At 68.4% G+C, this 11,541-nt stretch carries 13 protein-coding genes; 3 read left to right on the top strand and 10 right to left on the bottom strand.

All coding sequences use genetic code 11. The features are described 5' to 3' along the window. Position 1 precedes the first annotated feature (1 nt). The 10 genes from KAK07_RS10710 to KAK07_RS10665 form a co-directional block, all read right to left on the bottom strand. Positions 2 to 730, bottom strand: coding sequence for a type II secretion system protein M (locus tag KAK07_RS10710; protein WP_210854487.1), 729 nt, complete (start codon positions 728 to 730; stop codon positions 2 to 4). Continuing rightward, complete coding sequence (locus KAK07_RS10705) at positions 727 to 1,359, bottom strand: PilN domain-containing protein (RefSeq protein ID WP_210854486.1); 633 nt, start codon at positions 1,357 to 1,359, stop codon at positions 727 to 729. Before KAK07_RS10705 ends, KAK07_RS10710 begins: the two co-directional genes overlap by 4 nt. Continuing rightward, positions 1,356 to 2,297, bottom strand: coding sequence for a hypothetical protein (locus KAK07_RS10700; RefSeq protein ID WP_210860646.1), 942 nt, complete (start codon positions 2,295 to 2,297; stop codon positions 1,356 to 1,358). The genes KAK07_RS10705 and KAK07_RS10700 overlap by 4 nt, the downstream gene beginning before the upstream one ends. 207 nt (positions 2,298 to 2,504) lie before the next feature. Beyond that, positions 2,505 to 3,815 (bottom strand): citrate synthase, encoded by a 1,311-nt coding sequence (locus tag KAK07_RS10695; RefSeq protein WP_210854484.1) that lies wholly within the window; start codon positions 3,813 to 3,815, stop codon positions 2,505 to 2,507. Between the two features lie 28 nt (positions 3,816 to 3,843). After that, the gene (locus KAK07_RS10690; RefSeq protein WP_210854483.1) at positions 3,844 to 4,113 is read right to left on the bottom strand and encodes an FAD assembly factor SdhE; all 270 of its coding nucleotides are present in this window, start codon (positions 4,111 to 4,113) and stop codon (positions 3,844 to 3,846) included. Between the two features lie 38 nt (positions 4,114 to 4,151). Then, positions 4,152 to 4,859 (bottom strand): succinate dehydrogenase iron-sulfur subunit, encoded by a 708-nt coding sequence (locus KAK07_RS10685; protein WP_210854482.1) that lies wholly within the window; start codon positions 4,857 to 4,859, stop codon positions 4,152 to 4,154. Positions 4,860 to 4,976: 117 nt separating this feature from the next. Next, entirely contained in the window at positions 4,977 to 6,743 is a 1,767-nt protein-coding gene (gene sdhA, locus KAK07_RS10680) for a succinate dehydrogenase flavoprotein subunit (RefSeq protein WP_210854481.1), read from the bottom strand. Between the two features lie 33 nt (positions 6,744 to 6,776). Beyond that, entirely contained in the window at positions 6,777 to 7,139 is a 363-nt protein-coding gene (sdhD, locus tag KAK07_RS10675; RefSeq protein ID WP_210854480.1) for a succinate dehydrogenase, hydrophobic membrane anchor protein, read from the bottom strand. Positions 7,140 to 7,161: 22 nt separating this feature from the next. Further along, a complete protein-coding gene (gene sdhC, locus KAK07_RS10670; protein ID WP_210854479.1) occupies positions 7,162 to 7,593 on the bottom strand; it encodes a succinate dehydrogenase, cytochrome b556 subunit in 432 nt (143 codons plus the stop codon). A 166-nt stretch (positions 7,594 to 7,759) separates the two neighbouring features. Continuing rightward, on the bottom strand, positions 7,760 to 8,533 hold the full coding sequence (locus KAK07_RS10665) for a GntR family transcriptional regulator (protein ID WP_210854478.1): 774 nt from the start codon (positions 8,531 to 8,533) through the stop codon (positions 7,760 to 7,762). Between the two features lie 225 nt (positions 8,534 to 8,758). On the opposite strand from KAK07_RS10665, the gene KAK07_RS10660 reads away from it, so the two are divergent. The 3 genes from KAK07_RS10660 (at position 8,759) to KAK07_RS10650 (ending at position 11,485) form a co-directional block, all read left to right on the top strand. Further along, positions 8,759 to 9,745 (top strand): malate dehydrogenase, encoded by a 987-nt coding sequence (locus KAK07_RS10660; RefSeq protein ID WP_210854477.1) that lies wholly within the window; start codon positions 8,759 to 8,761, stop codon positions 9,743 to 9,745. Between the two features lie 94 nt (positions 9,746 to 9,839). Beyond that, the gene (locus KAK07_RS10655; protein WP_210854476.1) at positions 9,840 to 10,850 is read left to right on the top strand and encodes an HpcH/HpaI aldolase/citrate lyase family protein; all 1,011 of its coding nucleotides are present in this window, start codon (positions 9,840 to 9,842) and stop codon (positions 10,848 to 10,850) included. Between the two features lie 98 nt (positions 10,851 to 10,948). Further along, a complete protein-coding gene (locus KAK07_RS10650; protein ID WP_210854475.1) occupies positions 10,949 to 11,485 on the top strand; it encodes a hypothetical protein in 537 nt (178 codons plus the stop codon). Positions 11,486 to 11,541 lie beyond the last annotated feature (56 nt).

The following is an 11,541-nucleotide window of genomic DNA, read 5'->3' as shown; positions in this document are numbered from 1 at the left end:
GTCAGATCTCCATCCAGTTCTTGTCCAGGCTCAGCGTGTACAGGCGCAGGGTCAGCGCAGCGCGCGGATGGCGTTCGACCACGAAGCTCATGCCGCCGGGCAGCAGGCGCTGCGGCAGCTGCTCCAGGCCCTGCACATAGCTCGCCAGATCCACGAAGCTGCCCTCCAGCACGATCTCCACGCCCTGCTTCCACAGACCGGGCAAGTCGCCGCCCGCGCCGGAGGCCGCCGGCGACGCCGCCAGCGCGGCCGCTGACAGCGACTTCACGCTGCGCACCCGCAGGCGGCCGGCGCAGGCCGAGCCGGCGCCACAGGCCTGCTGGCGCAGCAATTGCTGCAGCAGCGGCAGCATCTGCTGCGCACTCACCAGGCCATTCGGCCCGCCCAGCAGGCTTTGCTGGACGGCCGCGGCACGCTGGCGCGCCGCATCGATCTGTTGCTGCTGGGTCTCGGCCAGCTGGCGGATCTCGCGGGCCAGCGCCTGGGCCTCGGCATCCGCCGCCTGGCGCTGCACGGCCAGGCTGCGCTGCTCGGCGCTCTGACGCTGCCATTGCTGCAGCTGGCGACCCAGGAACAGGGTGTCGGCCAGCGCCCACAGCAGGGCCACACCGCAGGCGATCAGCGCCCAGCGTTCGCGCGGACTGCGCGCATCGAAACGGCGGGCCAGTTCGGGCCAGCGGTCCTGGACGTCCGCCAGGGCCTGACGCAGGGCATCGGTGCGCGACATCATCGGGCCTCCTTGGTTTCGGTGCCCGGCGGGCCACTGCGCACGACGAACTCGGTCAGCACGGCGCCCGCCTCGACCGCGCCGTCGCTGCCCACGGTGGTGACGTTCAGCTGCGCGAACTGGCGACCGCGGAACACCGGCTCGGCATTCAGGCGGGCGAGGTAGTCCGGCACGGCCGCGGCGTCCAGCGCCCGGCCGCGCAGTTCCAGCGATTGGCCATCGGGCGAGACGCTGAAACCGGTGATCCACAGCGCCCCATGGGCCTGGTTGGCCAGGGCCTCGAAGTAGGCGGAGTAGGCCGGTGCCGAGGCCGACTCGGCCGGCCCGCGCAGGCTGGCCTGGACCTTGGCAATCGCCTGCTCGATGGCCCGCACCCGCGACAGTTCGGCGTCCACCCCGCGGCGGCGCTGTTCCAGCTCGGATTTCAGCGCCTGGATCTGCGCCGCCTGGGTGCTGCGCAGCGCGTCGTCCTGGCTGGTGGGCAGGCCCCGCTGGGTCCAGGCCAGCCAGCTGCCCAGGCCCAGCAGCAGCACGGCGGTGGCGGCCCAGATCCACAGCGCACGGTCCAGGCCGACGCCTTGGCGCTGCGGGCGGAATGCTCCGCGGTAGAGGTTGATCTGCTGGCGGCTCATGTCGGGGCCTGCACCGCCTGGCGCAACGCGGCACCCAGGGCCACCAGGTGGGTTCCCAGGCGAGCCGGGTCGGCCAGCTCGGGTGCGTCGCTGACATCGACCAGCTCCTGCACCGGCATCAGGCTGACCGGCACATACAGCACCTGACCCAGCTCGTCGCACAGGGCCTGGGCGGCAGCGCCGGGCAACACCGCCAGACCCGCGACGTTGGCGTGGCTGAACTGGCGCTCGCACAGGTCCAGCGTGCGCTGCAGTTCCAGTGCCATGCGGTCGGTGGCCTGTTGGCGCAGGCCGGCGTCCTCATGCACCAGCAGGTCGCCGGCGACGTCGATGCGCCGCGCCAGCAACAGCTCGCCACGCAGCGTGACCACCAGCACCGCCTGCTGCGGACCGGCCCACAGCAGGGCGCGGGCACGCTCATGGTCGTCGCTCAGCGCACACAGATTGCGCAGCGCGGTCTCGACGATGTCGATCGCCTCCAGCGGCAGCCGGGCCGTCTGGCAGTCCTCGGCGAGCGGCTGCAGGGTGGTGGCCGGCGCCGCCACGACCCAGGTGCTGCGCACCGGGGCCGTCGGGTCGGCGGGGGGCACGGCCAGCACATCGATCGCGGCATCCTCCACCGGGAAGTCGACCGCGTCCTTGATGCGCCAGCGCAGCGCATCGGGCCAGTCGGCGCGGGGCAGCTCGGGCGCGTCGGCGCCCAGCAGACGGTAGCCCGCCATCGGCAGCACCAGCACCACGGGAATGGCGCCCAGCTCGTGGCGACGACGCAGCGCCTGCCAAGGCCGCCAGCCCTGCGGCCGGGGGCCGCTGGCCACACGCACCACGCACGGACGCGCACCCGCCGGCTGGCGCACTTCGGCCAGGGCGTATTCGGCGTCGGTCAGCGCCAGACCGACCCAGTGGTCGGTGTCGCGGACGGCAGGCGTGGTCGGCACAGGGTATCCCCACTACTGAGATACCCCCATCTTCAAGCGCCCGGGCGCCGCCTTGTCGGCCGAAAAGCGACCGGAATCAAGGCCTTACCGAGCCCATCTGTGTGATGCAACGCACGCTTGAGCCGCCCCGCAGCGGCAGCGCGCCATGAAAAAGGCCGCCCCGAGGGCGGCCTGCAGTCACCGGGCGACAGCGCGCCCGGGGTGGGATCAACGCTCGGCCAGCGGCTTGACGTCGCGCTTGGCGGCGCCGACGAACAGCTGACGCGGACGGCCGATCTTGTACTCGGGGTCGGCGATCATCTCGTTGAGCTGGGCGATCCAGCCCACGGTGCGGGCCAGCGCGAAGATCGCGGTGAACAGCGACACCGGGATGCCGATCGCGCGCTGCACGATGCCCGAGTAGAAGTCGACGTTCGGGTAGAGCTTGCGGGCGACGAAGTAGTCGTCTTCCAGCGCGATCTTCTCCAGGGCCATGGCCAGCTTGAACAGCGGGTCGTTCTCCAGGCCCAGCTCGACCAGCACTTCCTTGCAGGTTTCCTGCATCAGCTTGGCGCGCGGGTCGTAGTTCTTGTAGACGCGGTGACCGAAGCCCATCAGGCGCACGCCCGAGTTCTTGTCCTTCACCTGGTTCATGAACTCACCGACCTTGGCCACGCCGCCCATGGCCTGGATCTCTTCCAGCATGTTCAGGCAGGCCTCGTTGGCGCCACCGTGGGCCGGACCCCACAGGCAGGCCACGCCCGCGGCGATGGCCGCGAACGGGTTGGTGCCCGACGAGCCGCACAGGCGGACCGTGGAGGTCGAGGCGTTCTGCTCGTGGTCGGCGTGCAGGATGAAGATGCGGTCCAGCGCGCGCTCGATGACCGGGCTGACCGTGTAGTCCTCGCAGGGCGTGGCGAACATCATGCGCATGAAGTTGCCGGCGTACGACAGCTCGTTGCGCGGGTACATGTAGGGCTGGCCCACGCTGTACTTGTAGGCCATGGCCACCAGCGTGGGCATCTTGGCGATCAGGCGGATCGCCGCGATCTCGCGGTGCTCGGGGTTATTGATGTCGGTGCTGTCGTGGTAGAAGGCCGACAGCGCGCCCACCAGACCGGTCATCACCGCCATCGGGTGCGCATCCCGGCGGAAGCCACGCAGGAAGAACTGCATCTGCTCGTTGACCATCGTGTGGTTGGTCACGCGCTTGCGGAAGGTGGTGCGCTGCTCGACGTTCGGCAGGTCTCCGTACAGCAGCAGGTGGCAGGTGTCGAGGAAGTCGCACTGCACGGCCAGCTGTTCGATCGGGTAGCCGCGGTACAGCAGCTCGCCCTTGTCGCCATCGATGTAGGTGATGGTCGAGTTGCACGACGCGGTGCTCAGGAAGCCCGGGTCATAGGTGAACTTGCCGGTCTGGCCGTAGAGCTTGCGGATGTCGATCACGTCGGGCCCGATCGTGCCCTTGTAGATCGGCAGGTCCATGCTGGGGCTGCCGTCGGAGAACGACAGGGTGGCTTTCACGTCGGACGGGGTCATCGTCGGGTCCTTTCAAACAAATCGTGCTTCAACCGGGCTGGCGCAGCTGCGCCAGGACGTCCCGCACCTCGGGTTGGTCGAGATCGCCTTCGGGCTCCTTGCGGGCCAGCAGGAGATCGAGCAGGTCGTTATCGGCCAGGTCCATCAGTTTCTGCAGGCCTTCCACCTGTCGCACCGAGAGCGTGCTCTCGTAGCGACGGAAGAAGCGCTCCACGAACAGGTCGTTCTCGAGCAGCCCACGCCGGCAACGCCACTTGAGGCGGCTGATGTCGGTGGCTGTCAACGGTGCAGTGTCCATGCCCAGGCTTGCTCGAAGTTGACCGTGGCGCGTCGTCGTCAGACGGCGCGGCGGACCATCAGCTCCTTGATCTTGCCAATCGCCTTGGTGGGGTTCAGGCCCTTGGGGCAGACGTCCACGCAGTTCATGATCGTGTGGCAACGGAACAGGCGGTACGGATCTTCCAGGTTGTCGAGACGGGCGCTGGTGTCCTGGTCGCGGCTGTCGGCGATGAAGCGGTAGGCCTGCAGCAAGCCGGCCGGGCCGACGAACTTGTCCGGGTTCCACCAGAAGCTGGGGCAGCTGGTGGAGCAGCTGGCGCACAGGATGCACTCGTACAGGCCATCCAGCTCCTCGCGCTGCTCGGGCGACTGCAGGCGCTCCTTCTCGGGCGGCAGCGTGTCGTTGACCAGGTAGGGCTTGATCGAGTGGTACTGCTTGAAGAACTGGGTCATGTCCACGATCAGGTCGCGGATGACCGGCAGGCCCGGCAGCGGACGCAGCACCACGGTCTGGGGCAGCGTGCGCATGTTGGTCAGGCAGGCCAGGCCGTTCTTGCCGTTGATGTTCATCGCGTCCGAGCCGCACACGCCTTCGCGGCAGGAGCGGCGGAAGCTCAGCGTCGGGTCGACGGCCTTGAGCTTGACCAGGGCGTCCAGCAGCATGCGCTCATTGCCATCGAGCTCGATCTCGATGGTCTGCATGTAGGGCTTGGCGTCCTTGTCGGGGTCGTAGCGGTAGATCTGGAACGTGCGCTTGTCAGACATGTTTACCCCTCGTTCGTCGGGTACGCCGACCGATCCCCCAAGGGGATGCCGGCCGGCTTGGGAGCGGCCCGGCGCTCGGCCGGACGCTCGTTGGAAAGGAAGTGGCGATGCACCGGCTTAGAACGTACGGACCTTCGGCGGCACCGATTCCACGGTGAGCGGCGTCAGGTTGACCGGCTTGTAGTCCAGGCGGTTGCCTTCGGAGTACCACAGCGTGTGCTTCATCCAGTTGGCGTCGTCGCGGTTCGGGTAGTCGTTGTGCGCATGCGCACCGCGGCTTTCCGGACGCGCCGCGGCCGAGGTCATCGTGGCCTTGGCGGCCTCGATCAGGTTCTCCACTTCCAGCGCCTCGATGCGGGCGGTGTTGAAGACCTTGGAGTTGTCCTTCAGGCCGATCGACTTCACGCGCTCGGCGACCTGCATGATCTTCTGTACGCCCTCGTCCATGCTGGCCTGGGTGCGGAAGACGCCGGCGTGCTTCTGCATCGTGGCGCGGATGTCGTTGGCCACGTCCTGCGCGTACTCGCCGTTCTTGGCCGAGTCCAGGCGCGCCAAGCGGGCCAGCGTGCGGTCAGCGGCGTCGGCCGGCAGCGGCTTGTGGTTCTTCTGCTTGAGCGCGCTGGCAACGATGTGGTTGCCGGCGGCACGGCCGAAGACCACCAGGTCGAGCAGCGAGTTGGTGCCCAGGCGGTTGGCGCCATGCACCGACACGCAGGAGCACTCGCCCACCGCGTACAGGCCGTTGACCACCTCGTTGGGCACGCCGTTCTTCGGCACCACCACCTGGCCGTTGACGTTGGTCGGGATGCCGCCCATCTGGTAATGGATGGTCGGCACCACCGGGATCGGCTCCTTGGTGATGTCGACGTTGGCGAAGTTGTGGCCGATCTCGAACACCGAGGGCAGCCGCTTCATGATGGTCTCGGCGCCCAGGTGGGTCATGTCGAGCAGCACGTAGTCCTTGTTCGGACCGCAGCCGCGACCTTCCTTGATCTCCTGGTCCATCGAGCGCGAGACGAAGTCGCGCGGCGCCAGGTCCTTCAGCGTGGGCGCATAGCGCTCCATGAAGCGCTCGCCGTTGGCATTGCGCAGGATCGCGCCTTCGCCGCGGCAGCCTTCGGTCAGCAGCACGCCGGCGCCGGCCACGCCGGTCGGGTGGAACTGCCAGAACTCCATGTCCTCCAGCGGGATGCCGGCACGCGAGGCCATGCCCAGACCGTCACCGGTGTTGATGAAGGCGTTGGTGGAGGCGGCGTAGATGCGACCGGCGCCACCGGTGGCCATCAGCACCGTCTTGGCTTCGAGGATGTGCAGGTCGCCGGTTTCCATCTCCAGCGCGGTGACACCCACCACGTCGCCGTCGGCGTCGCGGATCAGGTCCAGCGCCATCCACTCCACAAAGAAGTTGGTGCGGGCCTTGACGTTCTGCTGGTACAGCGTGTGCAGCAGCGCGTGGCCGGTGCGGTCGGCGGCGGCGCAGGCGCGCTGCACCGGCTTCTCGCCGTAGTTGGCGGTATGGCCGCCGAAGGGGCGCTGGTAGATCGTGCCGTCGGGATTGCGGTCGAACGGCATGCCGAAGTGCTCAAGCTCATAGACGACCTTGGGCGCCTCGCGGCACATGAACTCGATCGCGTCCTGGTCGCCGAGCCAGTCGGAGCCCTTGACGGTGTCGAAGAAGTGGTAGTGCCAGTTGTCTTCCGACATGTTGCCCAGCGAGGCACCGATGCCGCCCTGCGCCGCCACGGTGTGCGAGCGGGTGGGGAAGACCTTGGACAGCACGGCCACGTTGAGGCCGGCCAGCGACAGCTGCAGCGAAGCGCGCATGCCGGAGCCGCCGGCGCCGACGATGACGACGTCGAACTTGCGCTTGGAAACTTGAGTCATGGTGTGTCTCTTCTCAGTCGGGTGCGTGGGCGATCAGAGGCGCCACAGCACTTGGATGGCCCAGCCGGCGCAGCCGACCAGCCAGACGATGGTGAAGACGTGCAGCGCCAGGCGGATGCCCACCGGCTTGACGTAGTCCATCCAGATGTCGCGCACGCCCACCCAGGCATGCCAGGCCAGCGCGACGATGACCGAGAAGGTCAGGAACTTCATCCACTGGGCGGCGAAGATGCCGGCCCACTTGTCGTAGCCCATCTCGCCGGGCATCAGCACCTGCACCAGCAGGACCACCGTGAAGAGCGCCATCAGCACCGCGGTGATGCGCTGGGCCAGCCAGTCGCGCAGGCCGTAGCTGGCGCCGACGACCAGCCGCTTGGAACCGTGTTCGATTGCCATGTCGTGTTGTCCTTGTCGTGGCTCAGTACAGGCCGAAGAGCTTGGCGCCCAGGGCCGCGGTCAGCAGCAGGCTCACCGCCAGGGTGATGACGGCCGAGCTCTTGCCCTGCTCCTTGCTGACGCTGTGGGTGGCATCCATCAAAAGGTGGCGCACGCCGGCGGTGAAGTGGTGCAGATAGGACCAGATCAGACCCAGCACGACCAGCTTGACCAGCACGCCGGGGATCGGGCCCAGGCCGGCCAGGAAGGCGCTGCGGAAGGTGTCGAAGCTCACCTCCGAGGTGACGCTGGTGTCGAACAGCCAGATCACCAGGGGCAGCAGCAGGAACATGACCATGCCGCTGATACGGTGCAGGATGGAGACGATGCCCGCCGGCGGGAGCCGGTAGTTGCGAAGGTCCGTCAACGCATTGATGTTGCGGAACTCCGGGCGTTGCTTGAGCGTATCGGCCATGAGGGGGTGTCCTTGTTGTGGTCGCTCGGGAAAGGATCGGAGTCGGGAGGGGGCTAGCGGTTCACGGTGTTCCCACGGTGAAACCGAAAGATTCTATTGCACTGCAACAAGCTTTCAGTGGGCTTGCCAGCGTCGAGATCACGGACTCGCGCGGGCCCGGGCCGCCTCAGTTGAGTTCATTGCGGTAGAAGTGGGCGGCGGTGTTGTACAGGCCGCGGCGCAGTTCCACCGGGCGATCACCATAGGTGTGGGCCAGGCGCTCGACGCTCAGCAGCGGCGTGCCGACCGGCACCTCCAGCAGTTCCGCCGTGGCGGCATCGGCCGCCACGGCGCGGATCTTTTCCTCGGCGCGGATCATGCGCACGCCGAACTCGCTCTCGAACAGGCCGTACATCGGACCGGCGTACTGCGACAGGCGCTCGGCGCTCAGGCCCTTGAACGGGCCGGCGGGCAGCCAGATCTCGTCCAGCACCACCGGGCTGCCGTCCCGGCTGAGCGTGCGGCGCACCAGCACCGCACTGTCACCAGCCTTCAGCGCCAGGGCCTTGGCCACCTCGGCGGGCGCACGCATGCGCCGGCAGTCCAGGAAGCGCCGCGCCATGCCGGTGGACGGACCGTCATCGGGCGTCAGCCGCAGGAAGCGGTACTGGATGTTCTCTTCGGCGTGGGTGGCGACGAAGGTGCCCTTGCCCTGGCGGCGCACCACCAGGTTCTCGGCGGCCAGTTCGTCGATTGCCTTGCGCACCGTGCCCTGGCTGACCTTGTAGCGCTGGGCCAGGTCGGTCTCGCTGGGGATTGCCTCGGCCGGCTTCCATTCGCCTTCCTGCAGGCTGCGCACCAGCAGCGCCTTGATCTGCTGGTACAGGGGGCTGAAGGCAGGGCCCTCGGCCACCGGCAGGACGTCGGCGTCGGGTGGATCGGCGGGCAGTTGCGCAGACATGGGCGCGCATTGCAGCACAGGCGCACCAGCGGCGTCCATGAAAAACCAACTGATGTCTTATATAAGACATATGAATCTTGACGATCTCCGGGTTCCCCCCTAGACTCAGAGGCTCTACGTGCGGTCTGCCAGCCGCCCCGGCGCCTGCCCCGCGCGCGCCCAGGGACGACAGCCCCGCGTCAGCCGGTTAACGCAACCTCCCTCCTCTTTTCCCGGAGCCCCCTCATGAGCAAGACCCCCGTTCGCGTGGCCGTCACCGGCGCCGCTGGCCAGATCGGCTACGCGCTGCTGTTCCGCATCGCCTCTGGCGAGATGCTGGGCAAGGACCAGCCCGTCATCCTGCAACTGCTGGAAATTCCCGACGAGAAGGCCCAGAACGCGCTCAAGGGCGTGATCATGGAGCTGGAAGACTGCGCCTTCCCGCTGCTGGCCGGCATCGAGGCCCACAGCGACCCGATGACCGCCTTCAAGGACACCGACTACGCGCTGCTGGTCGGCGCCCGTCCGCGCGGCCCCGGCATGGAGCGCGCTGACCTGCTGGCCGCCAACGCCCAGATCTTCACCGCCCAGGGCAAGGCCCTGAACGCCGTGGCCTCGCGCAACGTCAAGGTGCTGGTGGTCGGCAACCCGGCCAACACCAACGCCTACATCGCGATGAAGTCGGCCCCGGACCTGCCGGCCAAGAACTTCACCGCCATGCTGCGCCTGGACCACAACCGCGCCGCCTCGCAGATCGCCGCCAAGATCGGCTGCGCCGTCGGCGACATCCAGAAGCTGTGCGTCTGGGGCAACCACTCGCCCACCATGTACGCCGACTACCGCTTCGCCACCGTGAACGGCAAGAGCGTCAAGGACACGATCAACGACCACGATTGGAACGCCAACACCTTCCTGCCCACCGTGGGCAAGCGTGGCGCCGCCATCATCGCCGCGCGCGGCCTGTCGTCGGCCGCCTCGGCCGCCAACGCCGCGATCGACCACATGCGCGACTGGGCCCTGGGCACCAACGGCCAGTGGGTCACCATGGGCATCCCGTCCAAGGGCGAGTACGGCATTCCGGCCGAGACCATGTTCGGCTACCCCGTCACCTGCGAAGGCGGCGAGTACAAGATCGTCGAGGGCCTGCCGATCGATGCGTTCTCGCAAGAGTGCATCAACAAGACCCTGGCCGAGCTCGAGGGCGAGAAGGACGGCGTCAAGCACCTGCTGTGATGCCTCGCCGCTGACCGCATTCGCGCGGTAAGCTCGACAGCCGGCGCGCCCACCAGGCCGCCGGCTTTTTCTTTGTCTTCAGCGTCGATCGCCGATGAGTTCCCTGCGCCACCCTGCCGAGGTCCTGTTCGAGGAAGGCGATGCCGTTCCCGAGATGCCGGTCTGTGACCACTACTGTGGCGTCGAGGCGCGCATGCGCAAGAGCCTGCAGTTGCAGGCCGAGCTGGGCCCGGTGTTCGATGTCACGCTGGACGGCGAGGATGGCGCGCCGGTGGGCGGCGAGGTGGAGCATGCCCACCTGATGGCCGAGCTGGTCGACTCGCCGCTGAACCGGCATGGCCGCGTCGGCGCACGCGTGGTGCCGGTCGACCACCCGGCCTTCCAGCCGATGCTCGACGCCCTGCTGCCGCGCGCCGGCCAGCGCCTGGCCTACCTGATGATCCCCAAGCCGCGCGACGCTGCCGACCTGGACGCCGCCGCCCGCGCGGTGGACGCCACGCTGGCGCGCAGCGGCATCACCCGGCCGCTGCCGCTGCAGGCGCTGGTGGAAACCCACGGCGCGCTGCGCGATGTGCGGGCGCTGGCCGAGCACCCCCGGCTGGAGAGCCTGTCCTTCGGGCTGATGGACTTCGTCTCGGCACACCGCGGCGCCATTCCGCAGTCGGCGATGGGCGTGCCCGGCCAGTTCGAACACCCGCTGGTGCTGCGCGCCAAGCTGGAGATCGCCGCCGCCTGCCACGCCGCCGGCAAGGTGCCCTCGCACTGCGTGGTCACCGAGTTCAAGGACCTGGACGGTCTGCGCCAGGCCGCCCGGCGCGCGGCGCGGGAGCTGGGCTACACGCGCATGTGGAGCATCCATCCCGACCAGATCCGCCCCATCGTCGAGGCCTTCTCACCGGCGGCCGACGAGGTCGAGCAGGCGCTCGAGATCATCGTGGCCGCGCAGGAGGCCGACTGGGCACCGATCCCCCACCGCCATGCCGGGCGTGAGCAGTTGCATGATCGTGCGAGCTTCCGTTACTTCTGGCAGGTGGTGCAGCGTGCCCACCGCACCGGCGCCGCCCTGCCGGCGGACATGGTGCAGCGCTTCTTCGTCACGGCCTGATCACTGCCACTTGGCCGGGCCGGCTCCGGAAACGTCCGGACACCGCGCACCGGGCCGCCGGGGGACAATCTGGCTTCATCACCGTTGCCCTGACATCCATGAAGTCTGTCGTTGTGTCCGCCCTGGCCTGCCTGGCCACCCTGCTCCCCGTCGCTGCGTCGGCGCAGCCCAATGCGGCGGCGGCCAAGCCCGCCGCCAAGGCGCCTGTGCGCAAGAAGGCGCCGCCCGCGCCGGTCGAGGTGCCGCTGCCGGCCGCCACCGGTGAGCAGAACGCGGCCGCGTCGATGACGCTGTTCGGCGACTACGCCTGCGAGTTCAACCAGACCGTCAAGGTGTCGATGAACCCGAAGTACGACGGCTACATCGATGTCAGCTTCGGCAAGCGCCAGTGGACGATGAAGCCCGTCCTGTCCAGCACCGGCGCGCTGCGCCTGGAGGACGTCAAGGGCCAGACCCTGATGCTGCAGATCGCCCACAAGTCGATGCTGATGGACGTCAAGCTGGGCCAGCGCCTGGTCGACGAGTGCCAGAGCGAGAAGCAGATGGAAGCCAAGCGCGCCTACGAGGCCCAGCAGGCCATGGGTGGCGGCGCCACGCCGGGCCTGCTGCAGGCCGACCCGCCGCCCCAGCGCTGACGGCCGCCCCACACCGCGCCGGCCTGTCACGCGGCTGACGCACACCGATTGCCCTG

The sequence above is a fragment of the Ideonella alba genome, from assembly GCF_018069875.1.
GTDB lineage: Bacteria > Pseudomonadota > Gammaproteobacteria > Burkholderiales > Burkholderiaceae_C > Ideonella > Ideonella alba.
Note: the sequence above shows the minus strand (reverse complement) of the source record. Positions and strands in the feature narration are given on the sequence as shown.